This window comes from Micromonospora sp. NPDC049801 (assembly GCF_040656575.1).
GTDB lineage: Bacteria > Actinomycetota > Actinomycetes > Mycobacteriales > Micromonosporaceae > Micromonospora.
On the sequence record NZ_JBFAMS010000003.1, the window covers coordinates 17,355 to 36,337 of the forward strand.

16 protein-coding genes, 1 tRNA gene and 1 pseudogene are annotated in these 18,983 nt (G+C 72.9%); 17 read left to right on the forward strand and 1 reads right to left on the reverse strand.

All coding sequences use genetic code 11. The features are described 5' to 3' along the window. Position 1: 1 nt before the first annotated feature. The 5 genes from AB0I89_RS05875 to AB0I89_RS05895 all read left to right on the forward strand — a co-directional run bounded on the left by AB0I89_RS05875 (position 2) and on the right by AB0I89_RS05895 (position 7,780). Positions 2-1,693, forward strand: a complete 1,692-nt coding sequence (locus AB0I89_RS05875; protein ID WP_357120860.1) for a lipid II flippase MurJ — start codon at positions 2-4, stop codon at positions 1,691-1,693. A gap of 31 nt (positions 1,694-1,724) precedes the next feature. Continuing rightward, a complete protein-coding gene (locus AB0I89_RS05880) occupies positions 1,725-2,873 on the forward strand; it encodes a glycosyltransferase family 4 protein (protein WP_357120863.1) in 1,149 nt (382 codons plus the stop codon). Then, positions 2,873-5,275: a hypothetical protein gene (locus AB0I89_RS05885; RefSeq protein ID WP_357120866.1), complete on the forward strand. Its 2,403-nt coding sequence runs from the start codon at positions 2,873-2,875 to the stop codon at positions 5,273-5,275. The genes AB0I89_RS05880 and AB0I89_RS05885 overlap by 1 nt, the downstream gene beginning before the upstream one ends. Before the next feature lie 163 nt (positions 5,276-5,438). After that, positions 5,439-7,184 (forward strand): CTP synthase, encoded by a 1,746-nt coding sequence (locus AB0I89_RS05890; protein WP_357120869.1) that lies wholly within the window; start codon positions 5,439-5,441, stop codon positions 7,182-7,184. Further along, on the forward strand, positions 7,181-7,780 hold the full coding sequence (locus tag AB0I89_RS05895) for an NUDIX hydrolase (protein ID WP_357120872.1): 600 nt from the start codon (positions 7,181-7,183) through the stop codon (positions 7,778-7,780). The genes AB0I89_RS05890 and AB0I89_RS05895 overlap by 4 nt, the downstream gene beginning before the upstream one ends. 91 nt (positions 7,781-7,871) lie before the next feature. On the opposite strand, the gene AB0I89_RS05900 is transcribed toward AB0I89_RS05895, so the two are convergent. Next, on the reverse strand, positions 7,872-8,195 hold the full coding sequence (locus tag AB0I89_RS05900; protein WP_357122136.1) for a TM2 domain-containing protein: 324 nt from the start codon (positions 8,193-8,195) through the stop codon (positions 7,872-7,874). Between the two features lie 225 nt (positions 8,196-8,420). Between AB0I89_RS05900 and ald the strand changes: the two genes are divergently transcribed. The 12 genes and pseudogenes from ald to AB0I89_RS05960 all read left to right on the forward strand — a co-directional run bounded on the left by ald (position 8,421) and on the right by AB0I89_RS05960 (position 18,967). Further along, on the forward strand, positions 8,421-9,536 hold the full coding sequence (gene ald, locus AB0I89_RS05905; RefSeq protein WP_357120875.1) for an alanine dehydrogenase: 1,116 nt from the start codon (positions 8,421-8,423) through the stop codon (positions 9,534-9,536). After that, the gene (locus tag AB0I89_RS05910; protein ID WP_357122139.1) at positions 9,533-10,528 is read left to right on the forward strand and encodes a site-specific tyrosine recombinase XerD; all 996 of its coding nucleotides are present in this window, start codon (positions 9,533-9,535) and stop codon (positions 10,526-10,528) included. The genes ald and AB0I89_RS05910 overlap by 4 nt, the downstream gene beginning before the upstream one ends. 182 nt (positions 10,529-10,710) lie before the next feature. Continuing rightward, positions 10,711-11,634 carry a ParA family protein gene (locus AB0I89_RS05915; RefSeq protein WP_357120878.1) on the forward strand — a complete coding sequence of 308 codons (924 nt, stop codon included), beginning with the start codon at positions 10,711-10,713 and terminating at the stop codon, positions 11,632-11,634. A gap of 56 nt (positions 11,635-11,690) precedes the next feature. Beyond that, positions 11,691-12,620, forward strand: a complete 930-nt coding sequence (locus AB0I89_RS05920; protein WP_357122142.1) for a ScpA family protein — start codon at positions 11,691-11,693, stop codon at positions 12,618-12,620. Continuing rightward, positions 12,613-13,413, forward strand: a complete 801-nt coding sequence (gene scpB, locus AB0I89_RS05925) for an SMC-Scp complex subunit ScpB (protein WP_357120881.1) — start codon at positions 12,613-12,615, stop codon at positions 13,411-13,413. The genes AB0I89_RS05920 and scpB overlap by 8 nt, the downstream gene beginning before the upstream one ends. Beyond that, positions 13,400-14,170: a pseudouridine synthase gene (locus AB0I89_RS05930; protein ID WP_357120884.1), complete on the forward strand. Its 771-nt coding sequence runs from the start codon at positions 13,400-13,402 to the stop codon at positions 14,168-14,170. The genes scpB and AB0I89_RS05930 overlap by 14 nt, the downstream gene beginning before the upstream one ends. A gap of 195 nt (positions 14,171-14,365) precedes the next feature. Next, positions 14,366-15,046 carry a (d)CMP kinase gene (gene cmk, locus AB0I89_RS05935; protein WP_357122145.1) on the forward strand — a complete coding sequence of 227 codons (681 nt, stop codon included), beginning with the start codon at positions 14,366-14,368 and terminating at the stop codon, positions 15,044-15,046. Beyond that, on the forward strand, positions 15,043-16,446 hold the full coding sequence (der, locus tag AB0I89_RS05940; RefSeq protein WP_357120887.1) for a ribosome biogenesis GTPase Der: 1,404 nt from the start codon (positions 15,043-15,045) through the stop codon (positions 16,444-16,446). The genes cmk and der overlap by 4 nt, the downstream gene beginning before the upstream one ends. Positions 16,447-16,618: 172 nt before the next feature. Further along, positions 16,619-16,692, forward strand: a tRNA-Pro gene (locus AB0I89_RS05945). Between the two features lie 225 nt (positions 16,693-16,917). Beyond that, positions 16,918-17,157: a hypothetical protein gene (locus AB0I89_RS05950; RefSeq protein WP_357120891.1), complete on the forward strand. Its 240-nt coding sequence runs from the start codon at positions 16,918-16,920 to the stop codon at positions 17,155-17,157. A 327-nt stretch (positions 17,158-17,484) separates the two neighbouring features. Continuing rightward, positions 17,485-17,715 (forward strand): annotated as a pseudogene (locus tag AB0I89_RS05955) (site-specific DNA-methyltransferase); the annotation flags it as partial. Positions 17,716-17,938: 223 nt separating this feature from the next. Continuing rightward, positions 17,939-18,967, forward strand: a complete 1,029-nt coding sequence (locus tag AB0I89_RS05960; RefSeq protein WP_357120894.1) for a hypothetical protein — start codon at positions 17,939-17,941, stop codon at positions 18,965-18,967. Positions 18,968-18,983 lie beyond the last annotated feature (16 nt).

An 18,983-nucleotide genomic window follows, 5' to 3' on the forward strand; every position in this document is an offset into this window, starting at 1 on the left:
CGTGACCAGACCGGCCCCCCTCGCCGGCGCCGGCCGGCTGGCCGGGGCAGCCGCGCTCATCGCCGTGCTCACCGTGCTCAGCCGGCTCGCCGGCTTCGGCCGCACCGCCCTGTTCACCTGGAGCCTCGGGAACACCGACCTCGGCGGCACCTACGTGGTGGCCAACGCGGTGCCGAACTTCATCTTCGAGATCGTCGCCGGTGGCGCGCTGGCGAGCCTCGTCGTACCGCTGCTGGCCGGCGCCGTCGGGGCCGGCGACCGGACGACGGTCGCCCGGACCACCGGCGCGCTGCTGACCTGGACGGTGGCGCTGCTGGTGCCGCTCGCGCTGCTCGTGGCGCTGTTCGCCGGCCCGGTAGTCGGGTCGCTGGGGCACCACCTCACCGACGCCCAGCAGCACAGCGGCGTACGGATGCTGCGGGTCTTCGCGCCGCAGCTACCGCTGTACGGGGTCGGCATCGTGCTCACCGGGGTGCTCCAGGCGCACCGCCGCTTCGCCTGGCCGGTGCTCGCCCCGCTGCTGTCCAGCCTCACCGTGATCGTGGTCTACCTGGGGTTCACGGCCACCCAGGGCCGCTATGCCACGGTCGCCGGGGTGAGTCCCGGCGGCGAGGTGCTGCTCTCCGCCGGCACGACCCTCGGCGTGGTGGTGCTGTCGCTGTCGCTGCTCATCCCGATCCGTCGGTTGCGGCTGGGGGTACGGCCCGGGTTCGGGTTCCCCGCCGACGCACGGGCCCGGGTCGGCGCGCTGGCGGTGGCGGGCGCGGTCACCGTCACGACGCAGCAGATCGCCCTGATCGTCAGCCTGAACCAGGTGACGGCGGGCGCGCGCAGCAACCCCGGCGTCTACAACCTGGCGCAGACGGTCTACCTGCTGCCGTGGGCGGTGCTGGCGGTGCCCCTGGCCGTGGCGGCCTACCCGACCCTCGCGGCGGCGCGGTCGGCCGGCGACGAGGACGCCTACCGGGCGACCCTCGCTCCGGCCGTGCGCGGGGTGCTGCTGTTCAGTTGCCTCGGCGCGGCCGCGTTGGTCGGAACCGCGGGGCCGATCGGGCACTTCTTCTTCCCCGCGTCCACCGCGCCCACCGCCGCCGCCGCGATCATCGGTTACGCCCCGGGCCTGGTCGGCTACGGCCTGTTCGCGATCCTCACCCGGGCGCTCTACGCGCGGGGGCAGACCCGGGCGGCGACGGTGGCGACCGCCGTCGGCTTCCTCGTGGTGCCGGTCGCGGTGCTGGCGCTCGGCCGGATCCTGCCGTTGACCGACCGGGTGCTCGCCGTGACGTCCGCGAACTCGGTGGGCATGGTGGTGCTGGGCGCGCTGCTGGTCGTCGCGGTGGCGCGGGCCGCCGGCACACCGGCGCTGGCCGGCGCGGCGCGCGCCGGGGCGGCCGGCCTCCTCGCCGGCCTCCTCGCCGCGTTCGCCGGGCTGGGCCTGAGCCGTTGGCTCGACAGGCTGGACGGCGGCACCCCGACGACGGCCGTGGCGCTCGGTCAGGGCATGCTGTCCGGGGTTCTGGTCGGTGTCGTGTTCCTCGTCGTGGTCTGGTTCGTCGACCGGCGGGACGTACGGCCGCTACTGACCGGGGTGGCTCGCCGCCTCCGGCGGGGCCAGCGGGGCCGGGCCGGCACGCCCACGCCGGGCGCGGTGCCCCCGGAGCGGGGCGACGGGAAGGAGACGGCGGTTCGGTGAGCGTTGTCAACACCAACCGGCGGTGGCCGGCATGACGGAGACCAACGGCTGGTCGGGCACCGTGGCGCTGGTGCTGGCGTCCAGCACCGGTGGGGTCGGCCAGCACGTCCGTTCGGTGGCACGGGGGCTCGTCGCGTCCGGCGCGACGGTGCTGGTCTGCGGGCCGGCGGCGACGCAGGAGCAGTTCGACTTCACCGGCGTCGGCGCGCGTTTCGAACCGGTGGAGATCCCGGCCAGCCCGACCCCGGCCGACGCGCGGGCGGTGCTCGCCCTGCGGCGGGTGCTCGCCACGGCCCGGGTCGACGTGCTGCACGCGCACGGTCTGCGCGCCGGTCTCGTCGCCGTACTGGCCCGGCCGACCGCCCCGCTCGTGGTGACCTGGCACAACGCCGTCCTCGCGGGCGGATTGCGCGGCGGGGTGTCCCGGCTCGTCGAGCGGGTGGTCGCCCGGGGGGCCCGGGTGGCGCTGGGGGCGTCGTCCGACCTGGTCGGGCGGGCCACCGCGCTGGGCGCCGCCGACGCGCGGCTCGCCCCGGTCGCCGCCCCGACGCTGGCCGCGCCGCGTCGGCGTCGCGCCGCCGTCCGCGCCGAGTTCGGCGTGGGACCGGAGCAGCCGCTCATCCTCTCGGTGGGGCGGCTGCACCCGCAGAAGCGCTACGACGTGCTGGTCGACGCGGCGGCCCGCTGGCGGACGCGTACCCCACCGCCGGTCGTGGTGATCGCCGGAAGCGGCCCGGCGTACCTGTCGTTGGCCGCGCGGATCTCGGCGGCCCGCGCTCCGGTGACCCTGCTGGGGCACCGTACCGATGTGGCCGACCTGCTCGCCGGCGCCGACCTCGCGGTGGTCACCAGCGACTGGGAGGCGCGGCAGTTGTTCGCCCAGGAGGCGATGCGGGCCGGCGTGCCGTTGGTGACGACGGCGGTGGGCGGCCTGCCGGAGCTGGTCGGTGACGCCGCCGCGCTGGTCCCCTCGGTCGACGTGGACGCGGTCGACGCGGCGGTGCGCGCGCTGCTGGACGACCCGACGGCCCGGACCGAACTGGGTCGGCGCGGCGCCGAACGGGCGGCGACGTGGCCCACCGAGGCGGACACGGTCGCCGTGCTGGCGGCGGTCTACGCCGAACTGGCCGCCCACCCGGCGGCGCCCGGCTCCGACGCGCCCCTGACGGGACACCGCTGATGGTGCGTCGACTGGCCCCGGCCCTGTTGACCGTGCTCGTGGTGGCGTTGGGCGTCGCCGCGCTGGCCGTCCGGCCGCCGCAGGGCACGCCGCAGCGCACCGCCGACTTCGTGGTGCTCGCCGGTGTCGCGGGGCTGCGCTGGGAGGACGTCGACCAGCAGCGCACGCCGACACTGTGGCGGATGGCCCAGGAAGGTTCGATCGGCTCGCTGTCGGTGCGGTCCGCGCACCGGCCCACCTGCCCGGTGGACGGCTGGTTGACGCTCGGCGCGGGCAGTTTCGCCGGCTGGAACGGCGCCCGCCCGGACGGCGGCTGCCCGCCGGCCTCGGTGGCCGTGGAGCAGCCGGACGGGATCGGCGCGAACCTGCCCGACCAGGAGAGCGTGGTCCAGTACAACCAGCAGCGGCTGCCGTGGGGCACGATGCCCGGGTCGCTGTCGGAGTCGGTGCGCTGCTCGGTCGCCGTGGGGCCGGGCGCCGCCGTGGCCGCCGCGCGGCCGTTCGGCCGGGTCGACAGGTACGCCGCGGGGCTGCCGGCCGACCCGCGTCGGCTGCTCGGCTCGTGTGTCCTGAGCATCGTCGACCTCGGCACGATCGAGGGGAGCGATCCGGCGGCGCGCGCCGAGGAGGCACGGGTCGCCGACGCCCTACTGGCCCGGGTCCTGGCCGCCCGCCCGCCGCGGTCGCTGGTGCTGGTCGCCGGCATCTCCGACACCGAGCGGCCGTCGCGGCTGCACGTGGCGATCGCCGACGGGCCGGGTTGGGAGCGGGGCTGGCTGACCTCGGCCAGCACCGGCCGTGACGGTTACCTCCAGCTCGTCGACCTCGCGCCGACGGCGTTGGCCGCGCTGGGCCGGCCGATGCCGGAGCGGCTGTTCCTCGGCCGGCCGGCGGTCAGCACCGGTGGTCGGCCGGCGGACCTGACGGAGGCGATCAACGCCCCGGCGGACGCCGACCGGGAGGCGGCCGCCCAGCGGACCGTCTCCGGCGGGTTCTTCGCCCTGCTCGCCGGGGCGCAGGTGCTGCTGGCCCTGGCCGTGCTGCCGTTGCTGCGCCGCGCGCGGCCACACGCGGGCCCGACCGGCCCGACCCCGATCCCGGCCCGGGTCCTGGCGGTGGTCGAGCTGCTGCTGGTCGCGGCGGCGTTGACCGTCCCGGCCGCGTTGCTGGCCGACGCCGTCCCCTGGTGGCGTGGCGGGCACCCCGGGTGGATCTTCGCCGGGGTCACCGCGCTGCTGGTCGCGGGGGGCACGGCCGCGGTCCGCTTCGCCCCCGGGTACGCGAGGACCCTCGGCCCGGTCGGCGCGGTGGCCGGCCTGACGACCCTGGTCGTCGGCGTGGACGTGCTGACCGGGGCCCGCCTCCAGCTCAACGGCGTGGTCGGCTACTCGGCGTTGCAGGGTGGTCGGTACGCCGGGCTGAGCACGGTCGCGCTGGGGGTGTTCCTCGCCGGCGCGCTGGTGACCGGCGGGTGGCTCGCCCAGCGGGTGCACCGGCGCTGGCGGCCCGCCGTGATGGTCGCCGTGGGTGGCCTCGCCGTGGTGGTGGCCGGCAGCCCCTACCTCGGCGCCGACCCGGTCGGCGCGATCGCGCTGACCGCCGGCCTGAGCGTGGCGGCGGCGATCAGCGCTGGTGGCTGGCTGACCATCAGTCGACTGGCGTGGGCCACCATGGCCGCCCTGGCGGTCGGTATCGGCTTCGCCGTCGTGGACCTGCGCCGGCTGCCGGCCGAGCGGGGGAGCCTCGGCCGGTTCCTGTCCGCGGTCGGCGACGGCACCGGCGGTTTCACCGTGCACCGGTCCAGCACGGCGAACTTCGAGACGTTGGTGAACAGCCCGTTGACGGTGCTGGCGCTCGCCGGCGGGCTGCTGGTGTGGTTCGCCCTGCTGCAGCCGTGGGGTGGACTGATGCGGCTGTTCGGCATCTACCCGGCGGTGCGGGCGGCGTTCGCCGGCACGGCGGTCGCGGCGGTGCTGGGCGGTGTGCTCGACGGTGCCGCACTGGACGTGGCCGGCGCGGCGGCCGCCCTGGTGGTGCCGCTGGCGGCGCTGGCGTCGCTGCGGGTCCTCGGGCACGCCGCCGACCGGACCCGCCCCGCCACCGGCCGCGAGCGGGAGAACGATGCCGACGACGATCCGGGTTCCGGGGGCGACGGGCCAGCCGGTGGGGGGAACGGTCCGACCGGCGGCGGTGGTCCGCTCGGAGCGGGTCACCCCCGGCCGGTCGGCGGTTCGCCCGCCGCGCCACCCCGTACCGTCGTCCTGGGGCCGGACCTGGGCTCGCCGGCGGCCGACGGCCCCGGCCGGTCGGACGGTCCGACGGCGGGCGCTGCGGCCACCCCTCCGGCGCAGCGGCGTCCGACGGACACGCCAGCGCCATCGAGCGAGGTTGCCACCTCCTGACCGCCGGACGCCGCCCGGGTGGCCCGTTCCGGTCCCACCCGGGGTGCGGCCTGCGAGTACCCGTCGTGAAGGTGTTACCGTGGAATCCCGTGGATCGCGTGATCACTTTGCTGATCGAGCACGGCGGTCTGCATGACCGCGACAGACGACACGGGAGCAGGCCTTGGCCCCATCAGCACGGACGACCAGGCACATTTTCGTCACCGGGGGCGTCGCCTCCTCGCTGGGTAAGGGCCTCACCGCCTCCAGCCTCGGCAACCTGTTGACCGCGCGCGGGCTCCGCGTCGTGATGCAGAAGCTCGACCCCTACCTGAACGTTGACCCGGGGACGATGAACCCGTTCCAGCACGGCGAGGTCTTCGTCACCGAGGACGGCGCCGAGACCGACCTCGACGTCGGGCACTACGAGCGTTTCCTCGACCGGGCGCTGTCCGGCAAGGCGAACGTCACCACCGGGCAGATCTACTCCGACGTGATCGCCAAGGAGCGGCGCGGCGAGTACCTGGGCGACACCGTCCAGGTCATCCCGCACATCACCAACGAGATCAAGTCGCGGATCCTGGCGATGGCCGACCCGGACGAGGACGGCGTCCTGCCCGACGTGGTCATCACCGAGGTCGGTGGCACGGTGGGCGACATCGAGTCGCTGCCGTTCCTGGAGGCGATCCGTCAGGTCCGCCACGACCTGGGCCGGGACAACTGTTTCTACCTGCACGTCTCGCTGGTGCCGTACCTGGCGCCGTCGGGCGAGCTGAAGACCAAGCCGACCCAGCACTCCGTGGCCCAGCTGCGCAACATCGGTATCCAGCCGGACGCCATCGTGCTGCGCTGCGACCGGGAGATCCCGGTGAAGCTCAAGGAGAAGCTGTCGCTCTACTGCGACGTCGACGCCGAGGCGGTCGTCGCCGCCCCGGACGCCCCGAGCATCTACGACATCCCGAAGGTGCTGCACCGCGAGGGGCTCGACGCGTACGTGGTGCGCCGGCTCGGGCTCTCGTTCCGGGACGTGGACTGGGCGAGCTGGGACGACCTGCTGGAGCGGGTGCACCGCCCGCGGCACACGGTGACCGTCGCGGTGGTCGGCAAGTACGTGGACCTGCCCGACGCGTACCTGTCGGTGAGCGAGGCGATCCGGGCGGCCGGTTTCGGTAACCGGTCCCGGGTGCAGCTCAAGTGGGTGCCCAGCGACGAGTGCGTCACCCCGGCCGGCGCGGCGGCGGCCCTGGCCGGCGTGGACGGCATCCTCATCCCGGGCGGGTTCGGCGTCCGGGGCATCGAGGGCAAGATCGGTACGGCCCGGTACGCGCGGGAGAACGGCATCCCCCTGCTCGGCCTCTGCCTCGGACTGCAGTGCATGACCATCGACGTGGCCCGGCACCTGGCCGGCCTGGACGGCGCCAACTCGTTGGAGTTCGACGAGCAGGCCGCGCACCCGGTCATCGCCACCATGGCCGACCAGGAGGACATCGTCGCCGGCAAGGGCGACCTGGGCGGCACCATGCGGCTCGGGGCGTACCCGGCGACGTTGACCGAGGGCTCGATCGTCGCCGAGGCGTACGGCAGCACCGACATCAGCGAGCGGCACCGGCACCGCTACGAGGTCAACAACGCCTACCGGGACGCGTTGACCAAGGCGGGCCTGCACATCTCCGGCACCTCGCCGGACGGCCGACTGGTCGAGTTCATCGAGCTGGACCGCGAGCTGCACCCGTTCTTCGTGGCCACGCAGGCGCACCCGGAGCTCAAGAGCCGCCCGACCCGCCCGCACCCGCTGTTCGCGTCGTTCGTCAAGGCCGCGGTGGCGTACTCGCAGGCCGACCAGTTGCCGGTCGACCTCGATCCCGCCGCGGAGGCCCCGTCGGCCCGCAAGGCGGCCCGCAACGGCGCCGCCACGAAGGCGTCGGCGTGAGCGAGCATCGCTACGAGGTCCGTTCCCGCGAGGAGCGGTACCGCGGGCGGATCTTCGACGTGGTCACCGAGGAGGTGACCATGCCCGGCGGCGGGACCGCGCTGCGCGACCTGGTCCGGCACGTCGGGGCGGTGGCCGTGGTGGCCCTGGACGACGCCGGTCAGGTGGTGCTGATCCGCCAGTATCGGCACCCGGTGGGCCGGCCCCTCTGGGAGCTGCCGGCCGGGCTGATGGACGTCTCCGGCGAGGAGTTGCCGGCCGCCGCGCTGCGGGAGCTGGCCGAGGAGGCCGACCTGACCGCCGGGCGGATCGACGTGCTGGTCGACCTGCACAGCTCGCCCGGGTTCACCAACGAGATCGTCCGGGTCTTCCTGGCCCGGGACCTCGCCGACGTGCCGGCCGACGAGCGGCACGAGCGCCACGACGAGGAGGCCGACCTCCAGGTCGTCCGCGTCGACCTCGACGAGGCGGTCGGCATGGTCCTGGCCGGCGAGATCACCAACGCGTCCGCGGTGGCCGGGCTGCTCGCGGCGGCGCGTGGCCGGCACACCGGCTTCGCGGCGCTGCGCCGGGCGGAGGCGCCGCTGCCGCGCTGAGCGCCGCAGTTCGGTCCAGCCGATCATCGAGTACGCGCCAGAGGGGCCCCGCGGTCAACCGCGGGGCCCCTCTGGGTGTCCAAGCGGAAGGTCAGTCCCGCAGCGGGCGACCCTGCGCGTCCGTGCCGCCGTTGACGAGGATCAGGATGCCGTCGATGAGGCCCCAGAGGCCGCCGGCACCACAGGTCACCAGGCTCACGACGAGCTGGAGCACGGCGATCTTGGTGTGTCCGGTGTAGAACCGACCGGCACCGAAGGTGCCGAGCAGGATGCCGAGGATGCCCGCGACGACCTTGCTCTTGTCGGAGTAACCCGGGGCGTACCCGGGCTGGTATTCAGGAGTGGTCATGGGCGGACACGATAGTGATCCACTCGCCCGCTGTCCGTACCGCCGCCCGGCAGATGGGACGATAATGGGCGAACACTGTCCTGACGGCTGAGGTGACGTCCACCGCCGGCCCGGTCTCTGCCCTGACACTCCGTCAGGTCGTCCGGGCACCGGATGCCACTGTGCTGGCTCGTCGCGGGGTTGGACGCGCCTAGACTGCCGCCGGCGGGACCGGTGGACCGTGGCGGCAATGGGGCCGTCGTGGCGCCGAGCGGTCGGGGGAACTCAGCCCCGAAGAGAGGTGTCTGCATCGTGAAGGTCGGAATCCCACGCGAGGTCAAGAACCACGAGTACCGCGTGGCGATCACGCCGGCGGGCGTCAACGAGTTCACCCGCAGCGGCCACCAGGTCTTCGTCGAGTCCGGCGCGGGCGTCGGCTCCAGCATCACCGACGAGGAGTTCGCCGCCGCCGGCGCGAAGATCCTGGCCACCGCCGACGAGGTGTGGGACACCGCAGAGCTGGTGCTCAAGGTCAAGGAGCCGATCGCCGAGGAGTACCACCGGATGCGCGAGGGGCAGGTCCTCTTCACCTACCTGCACCTGGCCGCCTCGAAGGAGTGCACGGACGCGCTGGTCGACCGGAAGGTCACCGGCATCGCGTACGAGACCGTCGAGCTGCCCGACAAGTCGCTGCCGCTGCTCGCGCCGATGTCCGAGGTGGCGGGCCGGCTCGCCCCGCAGGTGGGCGCGTTCTACATGATGCGGACCGGCGGTGGTCGGGGTGTGCTGCCCGGCGGCGTCTCCGGCGTGTACGCGGCGAAGACCGTCGTCATCGGCGCCGGCGTCTCCGGCATGAACGCCGCCGCCATCGCCCTGGGCCTGCAGTCCGAGGTGCTGCTGCTGGACAAGAACGTGGCCCGCCTGCGCCAGGCCGACGCCATCTACCGGGGGCACCTGCAGACCGTCGCCTCCAACGCGTACGAGATCGAGCGGGCCGTCCTCGACGCCGACCTGGTCATCGGCGCGGTGCTGGTGCCCGGCGCGAAGGCCCCGACGCTCATCTCCAACGAGCTGGTCTCCCGGATGAAGCCGGGCAGCGTGCTCGTCGACATCGCCATCGACCAGGGTGGCTGCTTCGAGGACTCGCGGCCCACCACGCACGCCGACCCGGTCTACAAGGTGCACGAGTCGATCTTCTACTGCGTGGCGAACATGCCCGGCGCGGTGCCGAACACCAGCACCTACGCGTTGACCAACGTCACCCTGCCGTACGCCCTCGAACTGGCCAACCAGGGCTGGCGCGACGCCCTGCGCACCGACCCGGCGCTGGCGCTGGGCCTGAACACCCACGACGGCCAGGTCACCTACGGCCCGGTCGCCGAGGCGCACGGCATGCCGGTGCTCCCGCTGGCCGAGGTGCTGGGCTGACCGACTCCACTGTCGAACGGGTCGGTGCGGGCGTCGAACCCGCGCCGGCCCTGCGCCGTGCCGTCCGCGGGTACCTCGACCACCTCACCGTCGAGCGCGGCCTGTCCGCGAACACCCTCGCCTCGTACCGCCGGGATCTGGACCGTTATCTCACGACCCTGGCCGAGGTCGGCGTCGCCGACCTCGCGTCGGTCGCCCCCGGCGTCGTCGAGTCGCACCTGGCCCGACTACGCGCGGGCGACGACGACCACCCGCCCCTGGCCGTGTCGTCGGCCGCCCGCGCGGCCAGCGCGGTCCGTGGCCTGCACCGGTTCGCCGTGCGGGAGGGGCTGGCCGGCGCCGACCCGAGCCGCGACGTCCGCCCGCCCACCCCGCCGCGCCGGCTGCCCCGCGCGCTGGGAGTCGACGACGTTTCCCGCCTGCTGGAGACCACCGGGCCGGTCACCGCGACCGGTGACGGCGCGTCGCTCGCGCTGCGCGACCGGGCGCTGCTGGAGTTCCTGTACGGCACCGGCGCGCGGATCTCCGAGGCGGTCGGCGCGGCGATCGACGACCTGGACGTCGACGAGGGCGCCGTGCTGCTGCGCGGCAAGGGCGGCCGGATGCGACTCGTCCCGATCGGCGGGTACGCCGTCGACGCGGTCCGCGCCTACCTGGTCCGGGCCCGCCCGACGCTGGCCGCCGCCGGCCGGGGCACCCCGGCGGTGTTCCTCAACGCCCGGGGCGGCGCGCTGTCCCGCCAGGGCGCCTGGATGATCCTGCGGCACGCCGCCGCCCGCGCCGGCCTGCCGGTCGAGGGACCGTCGGCGGTGTCCCCGCACACGCTGCGCCACTCGTACGCGACCCACCTGCTCGACGGTGGCGCCGACGTGCGGGTCGTCCAGGAACTGCTCGGTCACGCCTCGGTGACCACCACCCAGGTCTACACCCTCGTCACCGTCGAACGGCTGCGCGAGGTGTACGCCACCGCCCACCCGCGCGCCCGGGACTGACGCCCCGGTCGGGGTCGGTCCCGACACGCCGGGCCGGTGCCGAACGCCCTGCTGGTCGGTGGCGTACAGTCGGCATCGGCGCGGACCTCCTGGGGCGACACGACCGGGGTGCGCAGCGGCGCCGCGAAGGACGTCGGACGGCTCCGACGCCGGGTGGGTCGTCGGGAGGGGGCAACGAGCACATGGCTGGCAACGGTGACCGTGCCGAGACGTGGACGTCGGAGCTCCGCGAGCAGCAGGCCGCGCTCGGCAACGATCTGGGTCCGGCCGACCCGGCCGCCTACACGATGCGCAAGCCCATCCCCGAGCCGATGCCCACTGATCGGCACGGTCCGGCGCGCATCATCGCGATGGCCAACCAGAAGGGTGGCGTCGGCAAGACGACCACCACCATCAACCTGGGCGCGGCCCTCGCGGAGTACGGCCGCAAGGTGCTGCTCGTCGACTTCGACCCGCAGGGCGCGCTCTCGGTGGGCCTGGGTGTCAACCCGCACAACCTCGACCTGTCCGTCTACAACCTGCTCATGCAGGACGACGTGACCGCCGAGGACGTCCTCATCAAGACCGACGTCGCGGGCCTGCACCTGCTACCGGCCAACATCGACCTCTCCGCCGCCGAGATCCAGCTCGTCAACGAGGTCGCCCGCGAGATGGCCCTGGCCCGGGTCCTGCGCTCGGTCCGCAAGGAGTACGACTACATCCTGATCGACTGCCAGCCGTCCCTCGGCCTGCTGGCGATCAACGCGCTGACCGTCGCGCACGGCGTGCTCATCCCGCTCGAGTGCGAGTTCTTCAGCCTGCGCGGTGTGGCCCTGCTGCTGGACACCATCGACAAGGTGCGCGAACGGCTCAACTTCGACCTGGAGCTCGAAGGCATTCTCGCCACCATGTACGACAGCCGCACCACCCACTGCCGTCAGGTGCTCCAGCGGGTGGTCGAGGCGTTCGGCGACAAGGTCTACCAGACGGTCATCACCAAGACGGTGAAGTTCCCGGAGTCCACCGTGGCCGGTGCCCCCATCACGACGATGGACCCGGCCTCCTCCGGGGCGCGTAACTACCGTCAGCTGGCCCGCGAGGTGATCGCCGCCCAGTCGGAGCGGTAGCCGGAAGTCCCGGTGTCCGTCTCGTGGACTACGGTCGTGCGGTGACCGCGCCACCCCTGCACCCGCCCGACACCGCCGATCCGGCCGTGGTCGACGGTGCGCAGCCCGCCGGGTTCACGGTGCGACTGGCCAACTTCACCGGCCCCTTCGACCTGCTGCTGCAACTCATCGGCAAACACAAGCTCGACGTCACCGAGGTGGCCCTGCACACGGTCACCGACGAGTTCATCGCCTACATCCGCGCCATGGGCGACGACTGGGACCTGGACGAGGCCAGCGAGTTCCTGCTCATCGCCGCGACCCTGCTCGACCTGAAGGCCGCCCGGCTGCTGCCCGCCGCCGACGTCGAGGACGAGGAGGACCTCGCCCTGCTGGAGGCCCGGGACCTGCTCTTCGCCCGGCTGCTGCAGTACAAGGCGTACAAGGAGGCGGCGGCACACATCGCCGAGCTGGAAGCGGTCGGCGGCCGGCGCTATCCCCGGGCGGTGAGTCTGGAGCCCCGCTACGCCGAGGCGCTGCCCGACCTGGTGCTCGGCATCGGCCCGCAGCGGCTGCTGAAACTGGCCGTGAAGGCGATGACCCCGAAGGTGACGCCGGAGGTGTCCATCGCCCACGTGCACATGGTGCGGGTCAGTGTGCGGGAACACGCGGCGATCCTCACCGCCCGGCTGCGCCGGGCCGGCACGGCGACGTTCTCGCTGCTCTGCGCCGACTGCGAGGCCACCCTGGAGGTGGTGGCGAGGTTCCTGGCGCTGCTGGAGCTGTACCGGGAGGGTCTGGTGGCCTTCGTGCAGGAGCAGGCCCTGGAGGAGCTGACCGTGCGCTGGACCGGGCCCACCGACGGCGAGACCGAACTGCACGTCGACGAGTACGCCGGCACGCCCGCCGACGCCGACCCGCCTCCCGGGCCGGAGCCGGTGGCGGCGGGGGAGGAGGCCGGCGGACCGGCCGAAACGGAAGCGACGGAGGGTGCGCGGGATGAGTGACGAGGAGCGCCGGGACTCCCTGGCCGACCAGGCCGCCGCCTGGGTTCCCCCGTGGGAACGCCCCCGCCCACCCGAGCCGGTCGAGGCCGCTGAGCCGGTCGTGCCCGCCGAGGCGGTGCAGGTAGAGGCCGACGCGCCCGCTGAGGCTGCGGAGCCCGCTGCGGCGGGCGCGGCTCGGGGCGTACCCCGGCGGGAGCCCGTCGGGCGACGGCGGCCGGCGGTCGTGCCGGAGCCCGCGCCCGAGCTGCCCGACGCCGAGCTGCGCGGCGCGTTGGAGGCGATCCTCCTGGTGGTGGACGAACCGGTCAGCGAGCTGGTTCTGGCCCAGGTGCTGGAGCAGCCGGCCGAGCGGATCGGGCCGGTGCTCGACGAGATCGCCGCCGGTTACACCGCCGCCGGGAACGGGTTCGAGCTGCGCCGGGCCGCCGGCGGTTGGCGGTTGTACACCCGGCCGGAATACGCTACGTACGTCGAGCGGTTCGTCCTGGACGGGCAGTCCGTGCGGCTGACCCAGGCGGCTCTGGAGACCCTGGCCGTGGTCGCGTACAAGCAGCCGGTGACCCGGTCGCGGATCTCGGCCATCCGGGGTGTCAACTGCGACGGCGTCATCCGTACGCTGGTCACTCGCGGCCTCGTCGAGGAGTGCGGCACCGAATCGGACAGCGGGGCGTTCCTGTACCGGACCACCACGCTGTTCCTGGAGAAGCTCGGGCTGAACACCGTCGACGAATTGCCACCTCTCGCACCCTTCCTGCCCGACGACGTAGAAGAGCTTGCCGATGCGACCCGATAACCGTTCCCCGAAGTCCGACGCCCCCGTCTACGAGGGCGCGGAACGCCTGCAGAAGGTGCTCGCCGCCGCCGGCGTGGGTTCCCGGCGTGCCTGCGAGGACCTGATCTTCCGGCGCCGGGTCACCGTGGACGGGCGGGTCGCCAAGCTCGGCGACAAGGTCGACCCCGCCACGTCCGTGATCCACGTGGACGGCGAGCGCCTTCAGGTCGACGTCCGCCTGGTCTACGTGGCGATGAACAAGCCGCGCGGTGTGGTGACCACCATGTCGGACGACAAGGGGCGCACCGAACTGGCCGAGTTCATCGGCCGGCGGTTGGACCAGCGGGTCTACCACGTCGGGCGGCTCGACGCGGACAGCGAGGGCCTGCTGCTGCTCACCAACGACGGCAACCTCGCGCACAAGCTCATGCACCCCTCGTACGAGGTGCTGAAGACCTACCTGGCCGAGGTGGTCGGGCCGATCCCGCGCAACCTGAGCAAGCGGCTCCTCGCGGGCGTCGAACTGGAGGACGGGCCGGTGAAGGTCGACTCGTTCAAGGTGGTGGGCACCCTGGGCAAGAGCGCCCAGGTGGAGCTGAGCCTGCACGAAGGGCGCAAGCACATCGTCCGGCGGTTGATGGACGAGGTCGGGCACCCGGTCACCCGTCTGGTGCGTACCTCCATCGGTCCGATCCGGTTGGGCGACCTGCGCACCGGGCGTCTGCGGCGCCTGACCAACGCGGAGGTCGCCGCCCTGTTCCGCGCGGTGGGTGACTGACCCCCGGGCTTCGGGGTACGGCTGCCGGTAGGCTCCGCAGCGGCCGGGAAGCGGCCGCCGGAGGGTGGCGTGGGTCGCCTCGGGCGGCGGCGCGCGTGGGTGCGCCACGGGCCCCGGGCATGATGGATGACGATGGACAACCGCTTGCGGCGCCAGCACCGGGCGATCCGCGAGGTACGGGCTGAGGAGGACACGGTGGAGGAAAACGTACGGGCCGAGCGATGTGTGGTCGCTGTGGACGGGCCGTCCGGTTCGGGTAAGTCCACCGTGTCGCGGCGGCTCGCCGCCGGCATCGGTGCGCGCTACCTGGACACCGGGGCGATGTACCGGGCGATCACGTGGGCCGTGCTGCGCTCCGGCGTGGATCTCACGGACGCCGCGTCGGTGGCCAAGGTCGCCGGCGAGGCCGACCTGCGCATCGGCACCGACCCCCAGGGGTACGGCGTGACCGTCGACGGCGTGAGCGTGGACGCGGAGATCCGCGGGCCCGAGGTGACTCAGGCGGTCTCCGCCGTCGCCGCCGTGCCAGCCGTCCGTGAGCTGCTGGTCGCCCGGCAGCGCGAGATGATCGTCAACGCGGGCCGAATGGTGGTCGAGGGCCGGGACATCGGTTCGGTCGTGGCGCCGGACGCCGACCTGAAGGTCTTCCTGACCGCCTCCGAGGCGGCCCGCGCGGCCCGGCGCAGCGCCGAGGACGCCTCCGACGTGGCGGCCACCGCCGCCGACCTGGCCCGCCGCGACAAACTCGACTCGACCCGCAAGGTCAACCCGTTGGCCCAGGCCTCGGACGCCGTCGTGCTGGACACCACCGAGCTGGGCATCGACGAGGTCGTGGCCCGGCTGCGTGACCTGCTCACCGAGCGGGGAGTGGCATGAGCGAGGGTGGTTCCTGGGTCGAGCTGCGCGAGCCGGACCTCGTCGTCGAGGAGCCGACCGGCCCGCAGCCGGTGGTCGCGGTCGTCGGCCGTCCCAACGTGGGCAAGTCGACGCTCGTCAACCGGATCATCGGCCGCCGGCAGGCGGTCGTCGAGGACATTCCCGGCGTGACCCGGGACCGCGTGCCGTACGACGCGCAGTGGAACGGCCGGTCGTTCACCGTGGTGGACACCGGCGGTTGGGAGCCGGACGCGAAGGACCGCGCGGCGGCCATCGCCGCGCAGGCCGAGACGGCGGTGGTCACCGCCGACGTGGTCCTCTTCGTGGTCGACGCGATGGTCGGCTCCACCGACGTGGACGAGGCCGCGGTGAAGATGCTGCGCCGCAGCGCCAAGCCGGTCATCCTGGTGGCCAACAAGGCCGACAACAACTCCATCGAGATGGAGGCCGTGTCGCTGTGGTCGCTCGGCCTCGGCGAGCCGTTCCCGGTGTCCGCGCTGCACGGGCGCGGCTCCGGTGACCTGCTGGACGCCATCCTCGCCGCGCTGCCGGAAGCCCCCGCGATCGTCGAGAACCGGCCGCGCGGGCCGCGCCGGGTGGCGCTGGTCGGCCGGCCGAACGTGGGCAAGTCCAGTCTGCTCAACCGGTTCTCCGGCGAAGATCGGGCGGTTGTCGACTCGGTCGCCGGCACCACAGTGGACCCGGTCGACAGCCTGGTCGAGATCGGCGGCCAGACCTGGCAGCTCGTGGACACCGCCGGTCTGCGCAAGCGGGTCGGCAAGGCCAGCGGAACCGAGTACTACGCCAGCCTGCGCACCGCCGGCGCGATCGAGGCCGCCGAGGTGGCCGTCGTGCTCCTGGACGCCAGCGAGCCGATCAGCGAGCAGGACCAGCGGATCCTCACGATGGTGACCGAGGCCGGCCGAGCGCTGGTCATCGCGTTCAACAAGTGGGACCTGGTCGACGCCGACCGCCGGTACTACCTGGACAAGGAGATCGACCGCGAGCTGCGCCGCATCCCCTGGGCGATCCGGCTGAACCTGTCGGCCATGACCGGCCGCGCAGTCGACAAGCTGGCCCCGGCCCTCAACAAGGCCCTGGCGAGCTGGGAACTGCGCGTACCGACCGCGCACCTCAACCAGTGGCTCACCGCGCTCGTGCAGGCCACCCCGCACCCGGTGCGCGGTGGACGGGCGCCCCGCATCCTGTTCGCCACGCAGGCCGGGGTGGCGCCGCCGCGGTTCGTGCTCTTCACCACGGGCCCGCTCGACGCCGGATACCAGCGGTTCGTCGAGCGCAAACTCCGCGAGGAGTTCGGGTACGAGGGCAGCCCCATCGAGATCTCCGTACGCCCCCGCAAGAAGCTCGGCCCCGGTGGCCGGGGCAAGGCGCACGGGTAACTCGCTTCTCTTCGAGGGTGGGTCAGGCGTTCTCGCCTGACCCACCCTCCTAGGACGCTTTAGGGGTTGTGGGGTGGTTCTCCGCTCCGACAACGCGGGTGGGGCCTGTGCGGACGGGGCAGGAGTGCTGCGCTAAGCTGTACCGGCTGTCGCAGGGGGAACTCTGCGGGGGCGGGACGTGGCGCAGCTTGGTAGCGCACTTGACTGGGGGTCAAGGGGTCGTCGGTTCGAATCCGGCCGTCCCGACGCAGGTAAGGGGCCATCTCGGAAGATCGAGACGGCCCCTTTGTCGTACCTGGGTGACCAACTGAGTGACGACGAGCGCGAGCAAGGCACGGACGTCTGTGGACTCCTACGTACTGCTCGACTGCTCCCGTCTGCTGTTGGCGCAGATCACCAACGGCTAATGGTTCCTTCGGGACGAAGCGGTAGAAGGTGAAGTGGGGATCGCTGTCGTGGCAGCATGCGGCGGTGACCTTCGATGATGACCGGTACCTGGATGCCTTCGTCGACTACAGCAGGGGGCATCATTTCGTTCGGTTAGACGTCGAAGTGCCAGCGGAGACTCTGACCGAAGGGTTGGCCGGTCCCGATGACGACGTGCCGCACGGCTCGCTGTGGTTGTCGGCGGACCGGGCCGAGTCGCTGGCTAGGTCGTTGCTCAGTTGCGCGGCAGAGGTGAGGGAGCAGAGCCGCAGGCGCGAGGCGTGAGTGACTAACCGGGTGACGATCGGGTTAGACGCCGACGGACGAGCATGGACACCGTGGGACCCATCCGACAGCTCAGCGCAGTTGAAACAGCAAGTCACCGATCCGTGTTGGTTGCCTGGGGGTCTCACAAACACCGGTTGAGGGTGTCAGCGCACCACGGCGCGGCGCGGAGCCGACACCACTTTAGTGAGCACACGCCGCAGCACCAGCCCATGGTGTTGAGCCAAGCCCAGCAGGGCGGGCGCGAGGGCGGTGGTCGCCGTGGCTAAGCACCGCGCAGACAGTGTCGGCAACCCCGACGAGCAGAGCACGACGACTGCCCCCACGATCGGACGTCGTCGGGCTGCTCCCGGCCCCCAAGGCCTGTCGGTGTGGGCGACCGCCCAGTCCACCGGCCCGGTCCAGCGCCGCGGCCGGTACGTCCGCGAGTCCGTGCGGCGCCCGGCGCGGATGCTCCCGGCGATCGCCGCGCACGCCGTCACCGCCTACACGCAACCAGCGGACTTGGTGCTCGACCCGATGTGCGCTATCGGCACCACTGTGGTCGAGGCGATCCACATCGACGTGCCGGCGAAGCGTACCGACACCCTCCGACAGCATCGGGCCGGCCGGGGAAAATATCGATACTCGTCTAATTGGTCGTTCCTCGCTCCATCTGACGGTGACGGGTCCCGCCGGGCGTATCAACCGCGCCGCGCCGCGCTCCTGAACAACGTCATCGCGTCGGCCCGGTAGGAGACAACGCGGGTCGGCGGTCCCTCGACGATGGGAGAAGCCTGTCATGGGCAACGTAGGAAGATACGTCCGCCGCTCGGCGCTGGCCGTGCTTACCGGCACGGCGCTGGCCGCGCTGCTGGCGGTCACCACGGCCGCCGCCGCGCCGGTCGACGCGCGGCAGGACAAGGCCGCGGCGGCCCGCACCGACGTCTACATCCGGGACGTCACCGCCGACGTCGGCGTCCAACCCCACTCGCTCAACCCGCTGTGGGCCAGCCCCGACATCAAGGTCTGCCCGACCGCCGTCGAGTGTGCCGTCAGCCAGAACCCGATCGTCGGCGTCACCAACTACATCTTCATCAAGCTGCGTAACCCCGGCCCGTACGGTTCCGGCACCGGCAGCGGCGTGCTGCGGATTTACCGGACGACGCCGGGTGGCGGTGCCGTCTGGCCGACGCACTGGACCCAGATCGGCGCGATGAACGTGACCGTCTTCGCCGGCACCACGACCGTGACGATCCCGTGGACCGGGGTGCCCGGACCGGGCCACTTCTGCCTGCTGGCCAGGTGGGTGTCGTCCACCGATCCGATGACCTTCGAGGGTCCGGACATCAGCACCAACACCCGCAACAACAACAACATCGCCTGGCGCAACGTCGACTCGGTGCGGCTCGTCGCGGGCGGGACGCCGGTCGTGCGGCCGTTCGCCATCGGCAACTCGCTCCGGGTGGCGACCAAGAACGACCTGGTCTTCACGCAGCCGGGGGAGCCGATTCAGGCCGTGGGCGGCCGGGTCGTCGTCGACCTCGGGCCGACCCTGTTCGAGCGGTGGCAGGCCGGCGGCAAGGTCGGCACCGGCATACGCGAGGTCGGCAGGAACCAGCTGGAGGTCGTCGAACCGGCGAAGGCCCGCCTCGGCAACCTGCTGCTGGAACCGGGTGAGCGGGTCGAGTTCTCCCTCACCTTCGCGGCCGCGGTCGCCTCGGACAAGGAGTTCGCGCTCGATGTGACCCAGTTCGGTCCGGACACGAGCGGTGCGGAGCGGACCGACCTCGGTGGTGTGGAGTACCTGATGAGCGTCGGGAAGCAGTAGCCCCGGCCACCAGCGG